Raw genomic sequence first — 21,610 nt, 5'->3', positions numbered from 1 at the left:
ATCGATAGCAAGAGGAGGCTGCGCGCCGCGAAGGGCGCAAAGCCGCATTCGATGAAACGGGCATGACGCCCGGCATACAGGGGAGAGTATGATGGTCTCTGTCGTCTTGGACAAAGTAACCGGTGTTGAAACGACTGTTTCCGGCAATGATATCGTCTTGTCCGACCCGAGCACGGTCAGGCTTTCCCTCTCCCCCAATGAGGTCGCCTCGACCACCCGCAACGGCAATGACCTGATCATCGACGTCCGCAATGGCGCCGATATCCGCATCGAGAATTTTTATTCGGCTGAAGGCGGCGAACGCAGCGACCTCATTCTCGAAGATTCCGCCGGCAATGCCTGGCAGGGCGAATACACCGATGGCCTCGCCAATTTCGAATTCGTCGATGCCGGCCCGATCGACCAGCTGGCAGGGGCCGGTGCAGCCGGTGCGGGTGCCGGCGGCGGGTCCATTCTCGGCCTTGCCGCAGCGCTCGGCCTCGGTGCCGCGGCAGTCGGCATCGGCGGTTCGTCGGGCGGCGGTGGTGGCTCCGACGACAGCGATTCCGATGCGGATTCGGACGCTGATGCCGACGCAGATGCGGATGCCGATGCCGACGCGGATGCAAACTCGGAACTTCCGATTCCGATACGGACGCCCCCTCGCCACCGACCAACCTTTCCGTCAACGACGCCGGCACCATTCTCACAGGGCGCGGCGAGCCGGGGGCGGAGGTCACGGTCACCAATGCTGCCGGCGTCATCGTCGGCACTGGCATCGTCGCCGCCAACGGCTCCTTCTCCATCGAACTCGACCCGGCCCAGATCGACGGCGGCGACCTCGATGTGACCCTGGAGGATGAAGCCGGCAATGTTTCCGATCCGGGCACGGCCACCGCACCGGACCTGATCGCCCCCGACGCGCCGACCGACCTTGCCATTGCCGATGGCGGCGCAGTCCTTACCGGCCGCGGCGAGCCGGGTGCGGTTGTCACGGTCACCGATGCGGATGGCGTCGTCGTCGGCACCGGCACGGTCGCCCCTGACGGCACGTTCTCCATCGAACTCGACCCGGACCAGGCCAATGGCGGCGAACTGGACGTCGTGCTGGAGGATGCCGCCGGCAACGCCTCGGAGGCAGCAACACTCGAAGTCGGCGACACGCAGGCCCCCGCGCAACCCACCGATCTCGGCGTCAATGCCGCCGGCACGCTGCTCTCCGGCCGTGGCGAGCCGGGAGCGGAGGTCACCGTCACCGACGAAGCCGGCAATGAGGTCGGCAGCGGCATCGTGAATGACGACGGCACGTTCGAAATCTCCCTCGCTCCACCTCAACTGGATGGCGGCGAGCTGGAGGTCGTGCTTTCCGATGCGGCAGGCAACCCGTCTCCTCCCGGCACCGTGCTTGCCCCCGATCCTGACGCACCGGCGGCCCCGACCGGGCTCGACGTCAACGATTTCGGCACGGTACTGACCGGCCAGGGGCTTGCCGGCGCGCAGGTGCGCGTCACCAATGCGAACGGAACGCTGGTCGGCACCGCCACCGTTGCCTCCGATGGCTCGTTCACCGTCAACCTCGCCCCCTCCCAGATCGACGGCAACGACCTGCGCGTCACCCAGACCGGCCCGACGGGCACGTCGCAGCCGGGCATCATAGCCTCGCCCGACCTGACCGACCCAGAAGCCGCGACCAATCTCGACGTCAATGATGCGGGCACGGTTCTGACCGGCCGCGGCGAACCGGGCACGACGGTGACCGTCACCAACGCGGATGGCGATCCGCTCGGCACCGCCACCGTACGCCCCAACGGCACCTTCACCGTCAACCTCAACCCCGCCCAGACCGATGGCGGCTCATTGACCGTCATCCTCGCCGACGAGGCCGGCAACACCTCTCCGCCCGCCACCACACCCGCCCCCGATCTCATCGGTCCGGATGCCCCCACCAATCTCGGCGTCAGCGATGACGGCACCGTACTCACCGGCCGGGGCGAGCCCGGCTCGACCGTCACCGTCCGCGATGCCGACGGCGTCCTTGTCGGCTCCGCCGAGGTCGGCCCGGACGGCTCCTTCTCCATCGAACTCGATCCGGCGCAGACCGATGGCCGCGATCTCGACGTGGTCGCCGAAGACGCCGCCGGAAATGAGTCCGATCCCGTCTCCGTTCCCTCCCCAGACCTCCTCGCCCCCGATGCGCCGACCGGAATTTCCGTCAATGATGACGGCACCGTCCTCACCGGCACGGGCGAACCCGGTGCAACCGTCACCGTCCGCGATGTCAACGGCGTGACGCTGGGCACGGCGTTGGTCGGCGGGAATGGCGAGTTCACCGTCAATCTCAGCCCCGCACAGGAAAACGGCGGCCAGTTGCAGGTCGTACAGGCGGATGCCGCCGGCAATGTCTCCGATCCCGCAACCGTGACGGTCGAGGACACGACCGCTCCCGCCCCGCCGACCAACCTGATTGTCGACGAGACAGGCGCGGTCCTTTCGGGCCGTGGCGAGCCGGGCACGACTGTCACCGTCACCAATGCCGCGGGCGACGTGATCGGCACCGACACCGTCAATCCGAATGGACAATTCAGCGTCGAACTCGATCCAGCGCAGACGGATGGTGGCGAACTGGACGTCGTTCTCTCCGATGCGGCCGGCAACGCCTCCACGCCCGGCACCGTGCTTGCCCCCAACCCGGAAGCACCGCCGGCGCCGACTGCACTCGACGTGAATGAGGACGGCACCGTGCTGACCGGCCAGGGCCAGGCGGGCGCGACCATCACCGTCAGGAACGCCGCCGGCGAGACGATCGGCTCGGGCACCGTTGAAGACGACGGCAGCTTCTCGATCGATCTCGATCCGCCGCAGATCGATGGCGGCGAGCTGCAGGCCGTCCAGGCCGACGACGGCGGCACGTCCCAGCCGGGCTTTGCCACCGCGCCGGACCTGATCCCGCCGGAAGCTCCGACCAATGTCAGCGTCAACGAAACCGGCACGGTGGTGACCGGCCGCGGCGAACCGGGCACGACGGTGACCGTCACCAACGAGGCCGGCGATCCGGTCGGCACGGCAACCGTCGCCGCCAACGGCACGTTCAGTGTTCCCCTTGCCCCCGCCCAGACGGATGGCGGTGACCTGACCGTCACGCTGTCCGATGGCACCAGCCCGTCACCGGGCGTCACGGTCCCCTCGCCCGACCTCACTGCCCCGACGGCGCCGACGGGCGTTGCCGTCGATCCCGATGGCGGCGGCATTTCCGGCCAGGGCGAAGCCGGCGCCACCGTGACCGTCAGGAACGCGGCCGGCGTCATCGTCGGCACCGGCATCGTCGACGAGGACGGCAGCTTCGCCTTCGACCTCACTCCCCCGCAGGATGAAGGCGGGCTGTTGCAGGTCACCCAGCGCGACACGGCCGGCAACAACTCGCCGCCGGCAACGGCCACGGCGCCGGACATCACCGTCCCCGAACCGGCGAGCGAGCTTGTGGTCAACGCCGCCGGCACCGTGCTGACCGGCCGCGGCGAACCGGGCGCGACCGTCACCGTGACGAACGCGGATGGCGACCCGATCGGCACCGGCATCGTCGCCGCCAACGGCACCTTCTCCATCGGCATCGCCCCGCCGCAGACGGACGGCAGCGATCTGACCGTCGTCCTGACCGACGCGGCCGGCCTGGAATCGCTACCGGCGACCGTCGCCTCTCCCGACCTCGTCGGTCCCGACGCACCGACGGTGACCGTCACGCCTGACGGCACGACACTGACCGGCACCGGCGAGCCGAATGCCACAATCATCGTCAGGAACGCCGATGGCGACACGATCGGCAGCGGCACGGTAGATCCGAACGGCCAGATCAGCATTCCGCTGAACCCCGCCCAGGCGAATGGCGGCGAGCTGGAGATCGTCCTGACCGACGAGGCCGGCAACCCGTCCGCACCGATCATAGTCACCGCCCCGGACGTCACCGATCCGCTGCCTGCCACCAGTCTTGTCGTTAACGGCAGCGGCACGGTGCTGACCGGTTCCGGCGAACCCGGCACGACGGTGACCGTTACCAATGCCGCCGGCGATCAGATCGGCACCGGCCTGGTCAATGCCGAAGGCACCTTCACCATCGGCCTCAACCCCGCGCAGATCGATGGCGGCGCGCTGAGCGTGACGCTCGAGGACGGAGAAGGAAACGGTTCAGAACCGGCAACCGTCGCAGCGCCCGACCTGACGCCGCCCGCACCGGCGGAGGATCTGGCGGTCACCGCGAACGGCGTCACCATTTCCGGTACGGGCGAACCTGACGCGGCCGTGACGGTCAGAAATGCCGCCGGCACGATCGTCGGCACGGGAACCGTCAACGAAGACGGCAATTTCAGCTTCAACCTCACCACGCCGCAGACCGATGCCGGCAACTTGCAGGTCGTCCTCACAGACACGGCCGGCAATCCTTCGGCACCGGCCACGGTCCCGGCCGCCGACCTTGTACCGCCGGCAGCCCCCACCAATGTCAGCGTTAGCCCGGATGGCGTAACGATTACCGGCCGCGGCGAACCGAATGCAACCGTCATCGTCAGGGATGCCGATGGCGTAGAGATCGGCCGAGGCCAGGTCGGCGCCAACGGCGTCTTCACCTTCGATCTCGACGATCCGGTCACCGATGGCACCAGCCTGACGGTTCTGCAGCAGGACCCGGCCGGCAATCCATCGCCGACGGTGTCCGTCATTACCCCGGACCTCGTCGCGCCGGAGCCACCGGATCTCATCTCCACCGACACCGCCCGCACCAGCGTCACCGGCACGGGTGAAGCGGGCGCGACCGTGACGGTCAGAAATGCCGGCGGCATCATCGTCGGCACCGGCGAGGTGGGCGAGGACGGCAATTTCACCATCCTCCTCGACCCGCCTCAGACGGACGCCGGCCAGCTTGTCGCCACCCAGACGGATGGCGCCGGCAACGTTTCCGGCACCGATACGCTGACGCTCACCGACATCCAGCCGCCGACAGCACCGACCAATCTTTTCGTCGAAACCGATGGCGAAACACTGACGGGCATCGGCGAACCGAACGCGACGGTCGTCGTAACCGATGCGGATGGCAACGAGATCGGCACCGGCACGGTCGGCGCAGGCGGCACATTCACGATCCCACTCGACCCGGCGCAGCTGGATGGCGGCATCCTGACCGTCATCCAGACGGATCCGGCCGGCAACCCGTCGCCGCCGGCAACCGTGCTCGCAGCCGATCCCGACGCGCCGGCGGCCCCGGACAATCTCGCAGTCATCAATGACGGCGCAACACTGACCGGCACGGGCGTAGCAGGCGCGACCGTTACCGTCACAAACGCCGCCGGCACCGTCGTCGGCGAAGATACGGTCGATGAATTCGGCAACTTCAGCATCACCCTCAGCCCCGTGCAGGACGACGGCGGCAATCTGAGCGTCGTGCAGGCAAATCTCGGAGGAACATCGCAGGCCGGCAACGTCCTGTCGCCCGATCTCACCGGTCCCGAGACGCCGACCAACCTCAATGTCAGCCCGGATGGCACCACCGTCACGGGACGCGGCGAACCGGGCGCCACCGTCACGGTCAACGACGCCGAAGGAAACCAGATCGGCGACGGTGCCGTCGTCGATACCAACGGCAACTTCACGATCGTCCTCGACACGCCGCAAACCGATGGCAGCACGCTCGAAGTCATCCTCACCGACGCATTCGGAAACGACTCCGGTCCCGGTCTGACGACCTCGCCCGACCTCATCGGCCCGGACGCGCCGGCCGATCTCGAAGTCGATGACACAGGCACCGAACTTACCGGCACCGGCGAACCGGGTGCCTCCGTGCGCGTCACCAATGCCGCCGGTGTCATCGTCGGCAACGGTACCGTCGATGATGAGGGCAACTTCACCGTCACGCTATCACCCGCCCAGAACGACGGTGGGAGCCTGAATGTCGTCCTCACCGATGCGGCCGGCAATGCCTCGCCCCCGGAAAGCGTTCTGACACCGGACGACGTCGCCCCCGCCGCCCCGACCGCACTCGAGGTCAGCGACGACGGCCTCACTCTCTCCGGCCTCGGCGAGCCCGAAGCGACGATCACGGTCAGGAACGGAGCCGGCCAGATCATCGGCTCCGGCCCGGTGAACCCGGATGGCACGTTCGACATCAGCCTCTTGCCCGCCCAGCTGGACGGCGGCACGCTGACGGTCATCCAGACCGATATCGCCGGCAACCCGTCGCCATCCGCGACCGTCGCAGCGCCTGACGAAACCGGCCCCGAGCCGCCGACCGAGCTGGTGGTCGATGAAACCGGCACGCTGATCGGCGGCGGCGGTGAACCCGGCGCAACGGTCACGGTCAGGAACGAGGCCGGCGATATCATCGGCACCGGCACCGTTGCCCCAGACGGCACGTTCGAAATCGGCCTCTCGCCCTCGCAGACCGATGGCGGAACCTTGAACGTCGTCCTCACCGATGCTGCCGGCAACCCGTCGGTGCCTGAAACCGTAGATGCGCCCGACCTGATCGCACCGGCCGCCCCCGCCAATCTCGCTGTCAACGAAGACGGCACGAGCCTGTCCGGCACCGGCGAGGCCGGCGCTACCATCCGGGTCGTCAACGCGTCAGGCGTCGAGGTCGGCTCGATCGTGGTCGACGACGACGGCACTTTCACGGTTCCACTTTCGCCGACGCAGGACGATGGCCGCCTGTTGACCGTCACCCAGACGGACGAGGCAGAAAACGTCTCGCCATCGGCAACGACGCTCACCCCCGATTTCATAGACCCCGCGCCGCCAACCGACCTTGCGGTCAACCCGTCCGGCACCGAACTGACCGGCGAAGGTGAACCGGGCACGACCGTCACCATCCGCGATTCCGACGACAACATCGTCGGCACCGGCACCGTTGCCGCCAACGGCACCTTCAGCGTCGGGCTTGCCCCGGCGCAGGTAGATGGCGATACGCTGAGCGTGACCCTCACGGATGGCGCCGGCAATGTCTCCGCCCCGGCTACAACCGTGGCACCCGGCGTCGATTTCGCTCTCACCGATGTCGCAGATCTCGCAACATTGAACGTCACGACCACCCGCACCAACGAGCCGACGCCGTCCACCGCATCGCGCTCGGTTAGCGCGCTTGCGATCGTCACGGTCGGCAATCTCGCCAATGTCAATCTGGGCAGCAACACTAACCCGGTCGTCGGCTTCACGCTGGCGGAGAACACCAACTCGGTAACCTTCGCCCTGCAGATCGGCGGGTTGCTCAATGTCGGCCTTCTCAGCAGCTACTCGGTGATCATCGAGCGCTTCAACGGCACCGCCTGGGTACGCGACGATAGCAGCGGCAACAGTGTCGAGGACGGCATTCTGGAACTGGATCTGCTGGGTGCCCGCACCGGCACGATCACGGTTACCGATCTCGATGCCGGCCAGTATCGCGCGACCTTGTTTCCCAATCCCGGCCTCAATCTCGGCATCGGCGCGGTAAGGTCGATCTCGGTAACCGCCACCGACCAGTTCGAGACGGTCAACGTTTCGGTCGGCGAAGAAGCGGATGGTAACTTCATCGACGAGGCCGCCACCGGCGAGACCGACGACCTGCAGGTCACGGAAATCGAGTTCGACGGCACGACCTATCTTCTGACCAACGGCACGGTCACGATCGACGGTGAATACGGCACGCTCGTCATCAATGCCGATGGCTCCTACGTCTATACGCCGGATCTTTCCGCCACCGCCGGCGGCTCCGACACGTTCACCATCGTCGTCGTCGATCCGGTCACAGGCAACGAACTGTCGTCGGATCTGGTCATCGAGGTGGAGGCGCAGGATCCTTCGGCCGTGACCATGGCGGCGATGGCCGAACCGGACGATGTCTCCGCCTTCGCACTCGCCGATGATGGCAGCGGCACCGGCCAGACGGACGACGACGGCACCGATCCCGCTGCCCGCACCGCCACCGCCGAAGAAATACCGGATGAAACCGCAGACGTCGGAACGCCGGATGCCGAAGCACCCGAGATCGTCGCCACTGACGCCCTCCTCGACGACCTCGGCCAAGCGCTGGACGACCCCGATCTCCTCGCCGACCTCATCGACGTCTCGCTCACCGAGGACGGCGGTCTCGGGTTGATCGTCGGCGATGGTGCGGAAGTCGATCTGAGCGGGCTCGACGAGCTGCTCGGCGGCACATCGGTCGATGTCGAGGCGAGCGAGGAAGCGGGCCTCAGCGTCGAGGTCGATCTGCCGGGCGGCACCGGCGTCGATATCGGCAATGAGACGGGCGTCACGCTCGATCTCGCCGAGACACCGCCGCTCGACCCGTTCGAGCCGCTCAATCAGGAGGACGACCTGCAGAACTCGAGACTGCCGGTCGTATAAGCAAGGAGGACGCGCATGGATGCCACGGGGGCACCATCCGAACGAAGCAGAGAAGAGGGGATGGGGGCAGCGCCCCTTCCCCCGCAAAATCCCGATGCCGGCGCTCCCGAGAGCAATGAGCCCAGCAATCAGTCCCATGACTGGATCGAGGTCATGGGACTTGCCGCCCAGAACTATGGCCTCGCCCATTCCAAGTTTGCCGCCAACTACATCTCGATCCTGCAGGAAGCGGCCCCGCCGCTTCACCGCATAGCAAAACTGGCCCGCCGCTTCGGCCTCGAAGCCAAGCCGGTGGAACCGCTCGCCAAGGGCATCACCGCCCGCCGCCTGCCGATGCTGATCGAGCTGAACTATGGCGATATCGGCCTCGTCACCGATATCAATGGCGACGAGGTAAAGATCGTCTTTGCCGGCGACAACGGCCACTGGACATGGATCCCGCGTGCCGAACTCGAAGGCCACGTCACCCACCTTCTGATCGCCCGCGACGCCCGCACCCGGCCGGACGAGCGCATCGATGCCTATATCGCCGAGGACACGCACGGCTGGTTCCGCAAGCTGGCGCTCAGCGATCTTCGCCCCTACACCTATGTTCTGCTTGCCTCCTTCGTCGCCAATGCGCTCTCCATCGCCGGCGTGATCTTTTCCATGCAGGTCTATGACCGCGTCGTGCCGGCCAACTCGATGAGCACGCTGGTCGTACTCTTCATCGGCGTCGCCATCGCCGTCGTCTTCGATTACATCATGCGCAAGGTCAGGACCGCGATCATCGATGTCGTCGGCAAGCGCGCCGATATCCGCATTTCCGACGTCGTCTTCGGCCATGCGCTGCGGGTGAAGAACCAGCAGCGGCCCAAGGCGACCGGCACCTTCATCGCCCAGCTGCGCGAGCTGGAACAGGTTCGCGAAATGCTGACCTCGACCACCGTCTCGGCGATCGCCGACCTGCCCTTCTTCATCCTCTTCCTCCTGCTCTTCGCCATCATCGGCGGCTGGCTCGCCGTCATTCCGGCCGTCGCCCTCGTCCTGCTCGTCACCCCCGGCCTGCTCGCCCAGGGCAAGCTCAAGCGCAATGCCAGCCTCGCCATGCGCGAGTCTTCGCTGCGCAATGCCATGCTGGTAGAATCGATCCAGGGCATCGAGGATATCAAGGCGCTGCAGGCCGAAAGCGTCTTCCAGCAGAAATGGAACACGTTCAACGCGGCAAGCGCCGATGCGCAGGTCAAGCTGCGCGACATCACCAGCACGCTGACGAGCTGGGGCCACGGCATCCAGACCAGCGTCTTCGCCGTCATCGTCTTCTGCGGCGCGCCGCTCGTCATGGCCGGCGACATGACCACCGGCGCGCTCGTCGCCTGCTCCATATTAGGCTCACGCATGATGGCGCCGATGGCGCAGCTGACCCAGGTTCTGAGCCGCCTGCAGCACGCCAAGATCGGCCTGCAGAGCCTTAACTCGATCATGCAGATGCCGGTCGACCACCCACCGGCGGAAGCCCGTATCTCGGTCGGCTCGCTGCAGGGCGAATACCGCTTCCGCAAGGCGATCTATTATTATGGCGAACCGGCAGGCCGCCCCGCCCTGTCGCTCTCCGATTTTCGGGTCGGGGCCGGCGACACGATCGCTCTGCTCGGCAAGAACGGCGCCGGAAAATCGACCCTGCTGCAGGCGCTGTCCGGCCAGATGCAGGTATCCTCCGGCGAGGTGTTGATAGACGGTCTTGCGATCGACCATATCGACCCGTCGGACCTGCGCCGCGAAGTCGGCCTCATCACCCAGAACTCGCGGCTGTTTCACGGCACGATCCGCGAAAACGTGCTGATGGGCGCCCAGAACGCCTCGCAGCAGGCCATGCTCGAAGCGCTGCAGATGACCGGCTGCGAGGACTTCATCCGCACGCTGCCGAAGGGCATCGACCACCTGATCGACGAAGGCGGCCGCGGCCTGTCCGGCGGCCAGCAGCAGGCGCTGCTCCTCTCGCGCCTGCTGATCCGCAGTCCTTCCGTCGTGCTTCTCGACGAGCCGACCGCCTCGATGGACGAGGCGACCGAGCGCCTGTTCATTGCCCGCTTTGCCGAATGGGCGAAGAACCGGACGGTGATCATCGCCACCCACCGCATGCGGGTGCTCGATCTCGTGCAACGCGTTGCCGTCCTCGACGGCGGCCGCGTCGTCCTCGATGCGCCCAAGGAGGAGGCGTTGCAGGTTCTGCGCGGCGGTGCCCGACCCGAAGCCGGAAAGACGGATCAGACCCAGCAGCAGCGGCTGCGCAGCGTCAAGAGTGGAGGCTGACCATGGCCATGTCCTTTCCCCGTCTGGTCGATGAAAGCTGGCACTATGGCGGCGAGGACGAGGTCCGCCTGTCGAAGGCCAAGACCGTCATCGTCGTCATGGCGGCCCTCCTCGTCGTCGGTCTTATCTGGGCCTATTTCGCCGTCCTCGACGAAGTCTCCACCGGCGACGGCAAGGTCGTGCCGATCAGCAAGGAGCAGGTCATCCAGTCGCTCGAAGGCGGCATCGTCTCCAAGCTGATGGTGCAGGAAAACCAGGTGGTCGAACGCGGCCAGCTGATCGCCCAGCTCGACCCGACAATCACTGAATCCGACGTCGGCGAATCTACCGCCACCTGGCGTGCAGCGCTCGCCAGTTCGGCGCGACTGACGGCCGAGGTCAACCGCACGCCGCTCTCCTTTCCCGACGAACTGAACGACTTCCCCGATCTCATCGCCGCCGAAACCCGCCTCTACGATGCCCGCCAGCAGAACCTCACCGAAACCCTGCAATGGATCGACGAGTCCTTGGCGCTGACCCGTCAGGAGCTGGAGGTCAACGAGGGGCTGTCGAAGATGGGCGCCGCCAGCAGCGTCGAGATCATCCGGCTCAAGCGCGAGCGCGCCGAGCTGGAGCTGAAGAAGGTCGAGACCAGCACCAAATACGTGGTCGACGCCCGCGAGCAGCTGGCCAAGGCGAATGCCGAGGTCTCGTCGCTGACCTCGATCATCAAGGGCCGTTCCGACAGTCTTTCCCGCCTGACGCTGCGCTCGCCGGTGCGTGGCATCGTCAAGAATATCGAGGTCTCCACCATCGGCGGCGTCGTGCCGCCCAATGGCAAGCTGATGGATATCATCCCGCTCGGCGACCAGTTGATGATCGAAGCCCGCATCCTGCCACGCGACATCGCCTTCATCCATCCGGACCAGCGGGCGACGGTGAAGATCACGGCTTATGACTACGCCGTCTATGGCGGCCTGCCCGGCAAGGTCGTCACCATCTCGCCCGACACGATCCAGGACGAGGTCGATCCCGAGATCTATTACTACCGCGTCTATGTGAAGACGGAAAAGGACGCGCTGGAAAACGCTGCCGGCACGCAGTTTCCGATTTCGCCCGGCATGGTCGCCACGGTCGATATCCATACCGGCGAAAAGACCGTTCTGGATTACCTCCTGAAACCCTTCAACAAGGCCCGCGAGGCCATGCGGGAGCGTTAGCGATGACGACGGAAAAGGCAGAGGCAAAGCTGTTCGATGATTTGCGCCGGCATGTGCAGGCCGCCTGCCGGCCGCTTCCCGCCCCCTACCCAGGCTTCGTCCTGTTCTTTTCCTCAAGCGACGGCGAGGAGCGTGCCGCGGTAACGATCGCCAAGGGCGAGAGTTTCGACACGGCATGGCAGCGGGGTATGGAAGCGGTGCGGCAGATGCGCCGCCTGCAATCGGGCCGCCATCGCTGGCTCAGGGTCGACTGGCCCTCCGCCATCCAAGCCTCGACCCGGGCGGAACTCAGGGATGTCCTCGCCAACACCAAGCGCAATTATTTCCGCCTCGGCCTTGCCCTCGACCGGAATTTCGACCGCGCCTTCCTCGAACAGGAACTCAACGCCAATGCCATGCTCTATGGCGGCAACGAGAACCCGGCAGCCGAACTGAACGAGAAGAATTTTCGCCTCTACCTGAAGCACCGCTTCCCCGGCCCCCCGTCCGCAGATCCTGCGCCGGACTTCGCCCCCGGCAACCGCATCCATCTCTTCGCCGGCTCCGGCGTCTTTTGCGACGGCAAGGCGATCCACCCGCTCCACCCGTCCGGCCTCGATGCCGGCCGCCGTGTCGTCGAGCGGCTCGATGTCGATCTCGTTACGCGCCTGATCACCGACGGTTCGGAATTCCTCGCCCGCCAGGTCGGGGCCGATGGGCGCTTCACCTATGGCTATCACCCCTGTTTCGACCGGCAGATCGGCACCTACAACACGCTGCGCCATGCCAGCACGCTCTACGCGATGATCGAGGCCTATGAGGTGACCGGCAGCGCCACATTGCGCGAGGCGATCGACCAGGCGCTCTCCTGCCTCACCCGCGATCTCGTCACCCACGCGCTTTTGCCGAGCGGCGAGATCGCCGCCTTCCTGCTCGAGGCCAATGGCGACATCAAGCTCGGCGGCAATGCGCTGGCCATTCTGGCGCTCGCAAAATTCGCCACCGTCTTCGGCGAGGATGTCCATGACGAGCTGATGGAACGGCTGGCCATCGGTCTCTGCTTCATGCAGGACCACCGCACCGGCGCCTTCCGCCACGTCCTGACCTTTCCGAGCCTGGAGACCCGCGAAACCTTCCGCACAATCTATTACGACGGCGAGGCAGCCTTTGCCCTGATGCGCCTTTACGGCATCACCCTCGACGACCGCTGGCTCGATGCGGTCGAGCGCGCCTTCGGCCATTTCCTCCGCAACGGCCATCACCGTCACCACGACCACTGGCTTGCCTACTGCGCCGCGGAACTGGTGAGACATCGCCCGCGCGAGGAATATTTCCGCTTCGCCCTCGATAACGTCGCGGGCCATCTCGATTTCGTCGAAAACCGCGTCACAACCTTCCCGACCCTGCTCGAACTGATGATGGCGACGCGCGATACGCTGTCACGGCTGGAGGACGACACGCGCAACCGGCATCTTCTCGCCCGCATCGACCGAACCCGTTTCGAATATGCGCTGGAAAAACGCGCCCATTATCTGCTGAACGGCCATTTCTGGCCCGAACTGGCGATGTTCATGCAGCGTCCGAACCGCATTCTCGGCGCCTTCTTCATCCGCCACCACGCCTTCCGGGTGCGGATCGACGATGTCGAGCACTATCTCTCCGGCTTCATCGCCTACCGCCGCCATATCGAGCGGTCGGGCTTCACCGGGGCCGACGAGATCTTTCGTCCCTCCGCAAGTCTCAGAAGCCCGCCTCACGGAAGAGCACCATGAGCACCCGCCGCCAGGCCCGTTCGGCGAAGCTGACACCCTTGCCCGTCAGCTGCATGACGCCTTGAACCGAGCGCCCCGGCTGGAACGCCCCGTCATCGATCCGCGCCACGACCGCATACTGGGCCGAAACCGGCACCAGCCTCTGCCGCTGGCCCTCGTTTGCCAGATGCACGGCAATCGCGCCGTGATGCTGCGAGGAAAGCTGCGGCATGTCGATCTCGCGCGCTCCGGCTTCGGCGATCGCCGCCAGCGTCACCGGCAGCCGCGGCTGCGACAGGTCGTCGGGCACGAACCAGCCGGACGCATCGACGGCAAGCCGGGTGCTGTCATTACCCGCCACATATCCCCGCGCCACCGCCCCCAGGCCGGCCGATAGAAACGCGATCTGCTCGTTGCGGCCGACCCATTGGCCGGTCTGGATTTCGGGGTTGATCTCGGTCACGGTCCCGTCGAAAGGCGCGCGCACCACTAGCGTCGCCCGCCGCTCCTCAAGCCCCGTCCGGCGCGCCACCGAACTGCCTAGTTCGCCTTCGATGATGCTGCGCTGGGCGAGATCGTTTGCATTGGCGCCGACGCGGGCAAGCCGCGAGCGCGCCAACTCGATCTCCACCTCGGCAATGCGGATCTCCTCGCGGATTTGCGGCGCATCGATGACAAAAAGCACGTCGCCCTTTTTGACGCTCTGGCCCTGTGCGATATCGAGCCGTTCCACCCGCCCCGGCTCCTGCGGATAGAGCCGTACGAACTGCTCCGGATAGATGACAGCCGGTGCCGTGACGCTGGTCGAGATCGGCAGGAACGCCAGCACGATCAGCCCGAAGACGAAGGCGGCCGTCACATAGGTCCGGCGGGTTCTGACGATATCGCTGCGCATGGACCACCACTCCTTCACTTCCATGTAAACCGGGCGGATGAGGAAGAAACCGATCTCGACGACGAAAAGCAGGATGCCGATGATCTTGATCGTGAAATGATAGACGAGCACCGCGATCCCCAGATAGAGGATCACCCTGTAGATCGCCGTTGCCACCGCATAGACGGTCAGGATCGCGTCGAGCCGCGGCGGAAAGGCTTCCGGCGCTGCATAGCCCGGCTTGAACAGAAATTCCCGCAACCGCCAGCGCATGTGCCGGAAGGCGCGCGGCTGAAGGTTCTCCACCCCCAGAAGGTCGGACAGGATGTAATAGCCGTCGAAGCGCATGAACGGGTTGAGGTTGACGACGAGGCTCAACACCACACCGGTCGCCGTCAGCACGAAGATCGCGCTTCTCAGCGGCCCGTCGGGCACGAAGGCCCAGGCGAGCAGCGCATAGGAAGCCACCATCAGCTCCACCAGCATGCCCGCGCTATCGATTCTGAGCCGCTGCCGGCGCGACTTCAGCTTCCACGCGTCGCTGACATCCGTGTAGAGCAGCGGCACCATCACCATGAAGGCCACGCCCATCGTCGGAATGCGGCAGCCGAACCGGTGCGCCAAATAGGCATGCCCCAGCTCGTGCAGGCACTTGATGAAGATCACCGAAAGGATCGAGATCGCCGCCCCTTCGAGCGAAAAGACGAAGGGAAACGTGCCGATGAACGCATCCCACTGGCGTGAGACGAGGTAAAGTCCGATCAGCCCCGCCGCTGCCGAGACTGACCAGAAGATTTTGCTGAACAGGAAGGCGACATAGGGCCAGGTGGCGCGGATGAAGGGTTCCGGCCGCACCAGCGGCACCTTGAAGAACAGGTAGTTGTGAATGAGCCGCATGTACCAGGAATGGCGCGGCAGCGATTTCTGGTGCAGCGCCCGCCACCCGCCCCGCGTCGGCTCGGCAAGCAGCAGGTTATGCTCCAGCATCCGCACGACAGTGCCGATATCCTCCACCGTCATCCGCTCGGAAAACTTCGCATTGACCGTCTTGAGAAGCATACCGACCGTGCGGCTGACATTCCAGAAGCTTAACAGCTGAAACATCTCGTAGGTGATGCGGAAGAACCGGTTGCGGACCGGATCGAACACGACCCATGTCGGCGCACCGGAATAGCTTGCTCCCACCCGCATGATCTGCAGGTCCTGCCTCAGCACCGGCAGTGGCGCATCCTCAGGCTTCGGCGCGGCCTGCGGCTGCAGCACCCTCGGCTGTCCCGTCTGCGCGATAGGGCCATGCACATGCCCGATAGGGGGTTGCCCGGCGGTCATAGGCCGAACCGCTGGCGGATGACCGAGATCGGCTTGCGGAACAGGTAATAGGCGAGCGCCACCTTCTCGCCGCTGATCTGCGCCGTGCCGCGAATGCCGAGCCGCATGCCCGGCTGCTCGCCTTCAAGCGCCGCATAGACCCGGTAGGCCAGCACATCCCCCTCGATCATCCGCGCCTCGAAGGATGCGGCAACGACGGTGGCGCTGGCCGGGTTGAGCGGATCGGAATCGAGAAAGGCGCGCACCTTCGCCCCCTTCGACACGGCAATCGCATCCGCCACCGGCACATCGATCCGAAGCTGCATGCGCTCCGGATCGGCGATTTCCATGATCCGCTCGCCGGTCGTCACCGGCCGTCCCACCCAGTCGCGCCGGTCGGTATAGATGGCGATGCCGCCCGCCGGCGCACGTACGTCCGACCGTTCCAGCATGTCGCGGGCATAATCCCGCTTGGCGGCGGCAACCGTCAGCTCGCTGCGGGTAATCGCCAGGTCGGCGCGCAGTTTCGGGTCCGACACCGCCCCTTGCGTCACCTGCATCAGCTTGGCCTCGGCAACCCGCACATCCTGCTCGGCCACCGCCAGCTCGTTGCGCAGCATCACATCCGACATCTTGATCAGCGGATCGCCTTCGTTGACCGCCTGGTCGGGGTTGACGATGATGCTGTCGATCACTCCGTCCATCGGGGCGGCAATGATGCGCGGCGAGATCGGCGACACCTCCACCGGCGCCAGAACGGTGAGCGGCACGGGATAGAAACCGAGCGCCACCGTCGCCACGGCTGCCGCGGCCAGCAGCGGCTTGATCTTGATGCGCCGCCGCAGCCGTCGCTCACCGGAAAGGGCCGCCCAGGCATGCGCATAGGTCGCCGCCAGGCGCCGCGCGATCAGAAGGTCCGGCTCGCTCCACGGCGTTTCGCGGGCAATCAGCATGCCGCCGAACACCGTTCCGTCACGCAGCTTGAACGGCAGCCAGGCCATGAACCGGCTGGGATAACTCTTGTGCTCTTCGTCACCGGGCGGGCAAAACGCCGGTAGGGCGAAATCGCAGGGTGCGGCCAGCCCCTTCTCGTCCCTCAGCCGACGCACCACAGCCTCGATCCAGCGGATGCGCGGCGAATTGCGGTCGACGGCGCCGACCGATGTGACCGCCTTGACCACCAGATTTTCCGCCCGGCCGGCCATGGCAAACACCTGCCGCGCCTTGGCGATGCGCGCCGTCTCGTTGGCGATCAGAAAGGCCAGCTCACCGAGCGTCTCCACCTGCCGCGCCTCGGCTTCCACCCGCAACAGCAGCTCATAGCCCTTGGACGCCGCCTGCGCCGAATTGGCCGCACCGCCTCCGGACGTCGGGTGACTGGCGGCCTGTGCTTGGGGCGGAGACTGGGGTTGATCCTGGGGCCGAAGCGTCGCCTTGATGTTCCGTTCCATCCGCTATTCCCCCGGTGCGGGGCTGAATTGGGTCGGGCCGCTCATGCCCGGCAGAATGCCTGCCGTATGGCCGGAAAAACGCCCGGTCACCTTCACCGTCTGGCTGACCGGATCGACGATCGCCGCGATCCGCGATACTTCCGCCTGCCTCTTCTCGCCGGTCTCGTCGATCGTGATGGCAAAGGGCGTTCCGGGTTTCAGCCATCTGAGCCAGTTGGACGGCAGAAGCGTCTCGATCTCCAGATCGCCCTTGCTGACGATCTGCATCAGCGGCTGGTTCGGTTCCGGTATTTCATGTTCATGTGCCCGCATGAAGGCGATCCGCCCGTCATAGGGTGCCCGGATGACACAGCGCGACATCTTGCTGCGAAACGCCTCCACTTCGGCCGCCGCCTGATCGGTCTTCGCCTTCGACAGATCCACCTCGAATGCGCCGACGGCCTTGGAACGCGCCAGTCGGGCATTGTTTTCATGCGTGATCGTCTCGGCCCTCAGGACCGCCTCGGCGGATTTCACCTGCGCTTCCAGATCGCGGCAATCAAAGGCGGCCAGAATGTCACCTTTGACAAATTCCTGCCCCTCTCGAAACGGCAGGGAGGCGATCGGCGCGATGAGATCCGTGCCGATCATCGCCTCGTTGACGGCTTTCACGATGCCACGCAGACCCTCACCCGGATTTTGCGCAAGCGCCGGGCGATGACCGCCCGGCGCTGCTGCCACCAGTGCAAGAACAAGACCCGTAACCTTCCAAGTCTGCACGTCGTACTCCTTCACGCGGTCGGTTCGTCCGCCATCACTTGGCGGCCATAACCTCGACCCTTGCCGGACCGCCATCATCGGTCCACATCGTCCGCAGCTGTCCGGCGATCTGCTCGACGTTTGAGGTCGTCGAAAGCCCCGTCGGGAACGGATCGACACCGAGCGAGGCATAGATATTGGCATAGGCGTTCTGCAGGTCCGCATAGGCCATATCGAGCTTGGCATCGGCCAGAAGCGCATTCATCTCCTCGCGGATGAGGATCTGCTCGCTGGTCCGCTGGGCGCTCGTCTCGTCACGCACCTGCTTCAGGATCCGGTGCGAGACATTCGAAAGGGCGGCCGCCGTGCCATAGGACTTGTTGAGATGGGCATAGCGCACCCGGCTGATATGAACCTGCGTCATGATTGCCATCGCCACCGAAAGCGCGCGGGCATCGAGCACATCCTTTTCCGCTTCGATCTTGCGGTTGACCGCCGGCAGTGCAGCCACCTGCATCGCGTTGAAGCTCACCTTGGCGCCCCAGGAAAGCCAGTCGTTCGTCGCGATGAACTCGTTGGAATCGTAGTTGGTTCCGGCATAGACGTTGAAGCCCGGCAGGATATCGAGAAGGGCGGCATTGACCTCTTTCTCGTTGATGCGGCTGCGGTAGGCGACCTCACGCATTTCCGGCCGGTTCTCCACCGCGATGCGGAACATTTCCGGCATGCTGTCCGGCACGCCGAGCTTGGTCGCGGATCGCTTCGGCACGGCAAGCGTGAAATGCGTGCCGGGCGTCACGTTCATCAGCGCCGCCAGCTGGCTTTTCGCCACCTTCAGTTCGCCTTCCAGCGTCTCGACCTCGCGCTTCACCTCGATCAGCTCACGCTCGTAGGTAAGCGCGACAAGCGGCGAGCTTTCGCCGCCCGACGACAGGCCGCGCGTATCGCGCAGCGCCCGCGCCACGCGTTTCTCAAGCGCTCGCATGCGGCCGACCAGCCGCTGATAGCTGACGGCGCGCCAATAGGCGGTGCGCACGTCCTCGATCACCTTGTTGACGATCCGCCGCTTCATCTCCTCCTGGATCAGCGCCTGGTCGGCCGCCTGCTTGGCGCGCACGTAGGAAAGGCCGAAATCGAGGATGTTCCACGAAAAGGTGAGGTCGGCGGTCTGGATGTTTTCGTCACGGGTCGAGGGCGTAGAGGAATCCGCCTCGTCGCGTCCGGCATAGCCCGCACCCGCCACCACTTTGGGCAGCGCACTGTAGGTAACAAGATCGGCCTCGCGGGTTTTCAAGGCGGCTTGCATAATCTCGACTTTCGTGTCAAGGTTGTATTTAAGCGCTCTTGCCATGGCCTGGTATAGATCGACCGAACCGGTGATGGGCTCCTGGTTGGCGGTCGCGCGGATGAGTTTTTCGTTCCCAAAGGTCGCATTCGCCTCTGGCGTAAACGGCTCTGTTCGTACGGTGCACCCTGTCACTATCAGGACGGCGGGCACAGTCCACATAAGCGGAAACTTCACTGCGTCACCTCGTAAATCAACACTACGAAACCCCCGCGATAAGCGATACCAGGGAACGCGCGTTTCCGACCCCTCAACCTCACATGGGACAGAGTGGCATTTGGAAACCTAGGGCTGATTTAAGATTTACGAATATGATTAATAACAGCCTAATGCATTAGGAAATGCGAACGTGTAGGTAAATTTTTCGTACTCGCGGCAGATGCACAGCCATGCAATCCATTTTCCTAATGTCCCGATTCTGCACGGGTTTACATAAATATTCTAAATTGCTAAAACTTAGGTTCTGTTATTAGTAATTTGTAAACAAGCCCAACCTTACGTTGGGAACTCGTTAATTCGATGACCGTTGCCCGAGCGCCTTTCCTCAACGCCGGGCATCCATCCGCACGGTCAATCGGGGGTCTGGAAGCGGGAGACACATGCATGAACGAGCACTTTACTCGTCCCAAGAAAGCATCCTCGGCGAGCAAAAAAGACGCCAGGCCGAAGAAGGGGACGCAGGATCGGCTCAGCTCGATGCTGATGGAACTCGAGCAGCGAATTGCCTTCGATGCGGCAGGCGCTGCCACCGTCGACCAGACCCAGGACGACAACCCGGCCAATGACGGAGAGGCCGCGAACACCCACCACAATGGCGACGACGGCAGCGCCGAAAGCGAAGCACTGGCCGCAGCGCTTGCTGCCGTCCCCGATCGGCCCCCGCAAGCCGAATCACAACCTGTGGACGTGCAGCCGACCCAGGTCGTCATCGTCGACAGCTCGGTGCCGGATTACCAGTCGCTGCTGGAAGGGATCGACGGAAATTTCGAGGTCATCGTCCTCGAAGACGGCCGCGATGGCGTCGAGCAGATCGCCGAAGCGCTCTCCCACATGAACAACGTGGAGCAGATCCACATCATCTCGCACGGCGATGAGGGCCGGCTCTATCTCGGCTCGGCGGAGCTGACGATCGAGAGCATGGCCGGCGAATATGCCGACGAGTTGCAGAGCCTGCGCAACCACCTGACGGACGACGCCGACATCCTCATCTACGGCTGCGATTTTGCCCGTGGTGAGCTTGGCGGCGATGCCGCCCGCATGATGGGCTACATGACCGGCGCCGATATCGCCGCCTCGACCGACGCCACCGGCAGCGAAGCGCTCGGCGGCGACTGGGACCTCGAATACCGCTCCGGCGAGGTCACTGCCGCGGTCCTTCCGACGCTCGATGCACAGCGTGAATATGCCGAGCTTTTGAACGTCCAGGCCAATGTCGGCAACGGCGCGCTGCTCGTCGTTTCCGGCCGCACGCTCTATTCCGTCGATGTCGTCACCGGCAAGGCGACGGCGATCACCACGGCGCCGGCGACGATCGGCGGCGTCAGCCTCAGCGCCACGCTGAATTCGCTGGCCGTCGATCAGGCAAACGGCCTCGTCTACTACACCGACAGCAACGCCGTGGCCGCCAACCGCGCGCTGTTCGCCTACGATTTCGTCAACAACACCCACATCCTGATCGACAGCGACCTGACCAACAATGCGGCCAATGCCAGCATAACCGTCGGCACGACAGGCGTCGGCGGCGGCGCGGCCGCCTTCTACAACGGCTCGCTCTTTCTCGGCGTCGAAAATGCCAGCGGCAGCGACGATCAGATATGGCGCATAACCTTTTCCGGCAACGGCCGCACCGTCGCCACCGCCTCCACCTTCGGCGCCGCCATTACCGGCACCAATGACTGGGGCGATTTCGCCATCGATACGGTCAACAATCAGCTGCTCAGCATCAATGGTGCAGCCGCCACAATCACCCGCTACAACCTGACGACCGGCGCGATCGTCAGCTCCTTCACCAACCCGAGCGGCACGACGCTCGTTCAGGGCGGCGGCGACATCAACGGCAACACCTATCTCGTCGGCAACGCGCTGCAGCAGATCAACGTCAATACGGGTGCGGCCGTCGGCTCGGCGATCACCATCACCACCAACGGCACGACGGCGCTGACCGGCATCGCCGATGCCGCCCGCTGGGTGCCGCCGACCGGCCAGATCGGCGACCAGATCTATGACGACAACACGCCCACCACGACACCGACATTCGACCCGCAGAACGGCGATGTCGGCATCGCCAATGTTACCGTCCAGCTGATCGATGACGTCAACGGTAACGGCGT

9 protein-coding genes and 2 pseudogenes (1 of these 11 cut by a window edge) are annotated in these 21,610 nt (G+C 64.9%); 7 read left to right on the top strand and 4 right to left on the bottom strand.

The window, feature by feature from the left end; all coding sequences use genetic code 11:
• Positions 1-88: 88 nt before the first annotated feature.
• The 6 genes and pseudogenes from AC0JZ4_RS08325 to AC0JZ4_RS08300 all read left to right on the top strand — a co-directional run.
• Positions 89-406: pseudogene (locus AC0JZ4_RS08325) on the top strand (BapA/Bap/LapF family prefix-like domain-containing protein); the annotation flags it as partial.
• A 275-nt stretch (positions 407-681) separates the two neighbouring features.
• Positions 682-825: pseudogene (locus AC0JZ4_RS08320) on the top strand (Ig-like domain-containing protein); the annotation flags it as partial.
• Positions 826-8,343 carry an Ig-like domain-containing protein gene (locus AC0JZ4_RS08315; RefSeq protein WP_471885912.1) on the top strand — a complete coding sequence of 2,506 codons (7,518 nt, stop codon included), beginning with the start codon at positions 826-828 and terminating at the stop codon, positions 8,341-8,343. It begins immediately after the preceding pseudogene.
• 60 nt (positions 8,344-8,403) lie between these two features.
• Positions 8,404-10,635: a type I secretion system permease/ATPase gene (locus AC0JZ4_RS08310; protein WP_471885911.1), complete on the top strand. Its 2,232-nt coding sequence runs from the start codon at positions 8,404-8,406 to the stop codon at positions 10,633-10,635.
• Between the two features lie 2 nt (positions 10,636-10,637).
• Positions 10,638-11,834 carry an HlyD family type I secretion periplasmic adaptor subunit gene (locus AC0JZ4_RS08305; RefSeq protein WP_471885910.1) on the top strand — a complete coding sequence of 399 codons (1,197 nt, stop codon included), beginning with the start codon at positions 10,638-10,640 and terminating at the stop codon, positions 11,832-11,834.
• A gap of 2 nt (positions 11,835-11,836) precedes the next feature.
• Complete coding sequence (locus AC0JZ4_RS08300) at positions 11,837-13,585, top strand: hypothetical protein (protein WP_471885909.1); 1,749 nt, start codon at positions 11,837-11,839, stop codon at positions 13,583-13,585.
• On the opposite strand, the gene AC0JZ4_RS08295 is transcribed toward AC0JZ4_RS08300, so the two are convergent.
• From AC0JZ4_RS08295 to AC0JZ4_RS08280, 4 genes are all read right to left on the bottom strand, one after another.
• Complete coding sequence (locus AC0JZ4_RS08295; protein ID WP_471885908.1) at positions 13,554-15,701, bottom strand: HlyD family efflux transporter periplasmic adaptor subunit; 2,148 nt, start codon at positions 15,699-15,701, stop codon at positions 13,554-13,556. The genes AC0JZ4_RS08300 and AC0JZ4_RS08295 overlap by 32 nt on opposite strands.
• A gap of 62 nt (positions 15,702-15,763) precedes the next feature.
• Positions 15,764-17,197, bottom strand: a complete 1,434-nt coding sequence (locus AC0JZ4_RS08290; protein ID WP_471885907.1) for an efflux RND transporter periplasmic adaptor subunit — start codon at positions 17,195-17,197, stop codon at positions 15,764-15,766.
• Positions 17,198-17,200: 3 nt separating this feature from the next.
• Positions 17,201-17,956 carry an efflux RND transporter periplasmic adaptor subunit gene (locus AC0JZ4_RS08285; RefSeq protein ID WP_471885906.1) on the bottom strand — a complete coding sequence of 252 codons (756 nt, stop codon included), beginning with the start codon at positions 17,954-17,956 and terminating at the stop codon, positions 17,201-17,203.
• A 34-nt stretch (positions 17,957-17,990) separates the two neighbouring features.
• Positions 17,991-19,241 carry a TolC family protein gene (locus AC0JZ4_RS08280; RefSeq protein WP_471885905.1) on the bottom strand — a complete coding sequence of 417 codons (1,251 nt, stop codon included), beginning with the start codon at positions 19,239-19,241 and terminating at the stop codon, positions 17,991-17,993.
• A gap of 735 nt (positions 19,242-19,976) precedes the next feature.
• Here AC0JZ4_RS08280 and AC0JZ4_RS08275 point away from each other — a divergent pair.
• Positions 19,977-21,610, top strand: the beginning of a protein-coding gene (locus AC0JZ4_RS08275; protein WP_471885904.1) for an Ig-like domain-containing protein. It continues 26,581 nt past the right edge of the window; only the first 1,634 of its 28,215 coding nucleotides appear in the window; it begins with the start codon at positions 19,977-19,979; its stop codon lies off the right edge, out of view.

The sequence above is a fragment of the [Rhizobium] kunmingense genome (assembly GCF_977018605.1).
This window is presented reverse-complemented; position numbering and strand designations above follow the sequence as displayed.

Excerpts from the sequence above, each read along its gene's own strand:
- AC0JZ4_RS08280 (WP_471885905.1), bottom strand. The coding sequence starts at position 19,241 with ATGCAAGCCGCCTTGAAAACCCGCGAGGCCGATCTTGTTACCTACAGT.
- AC0JZ4_RS08290 (WP_471885907.1), bottom strand. The coding sequence starts at position 17,197 with ATGGAACGGAACATCAAGGCGACGCTTCGGCCCCAGGATCAACCCCAG.
- AC0JZ4_RS08310 (WP_471885911.1), top strand. The coding sequence starts at position 8,404 with ATGGGGGCAGCGCCCCTTCCCCCGCAAAATCCCGATGCCGGCGCTCCC.
- AC0JZ4_RS08305 (WP_471885910.1), top strand. The coding sequence starts at position 10,638 with ATGGCCATGTCCTTTCCCCGTCTGGTCGATGAAAGCTGGCACTATGGC.
- AC0JZ4_RS08300 (WP_471885909.1), top strand. The coding sequence starts at position 11,837 with ATGACGACGGAAAAGGCAGAGGCAAAGCTGTTCGATGATTTGCGCCGG.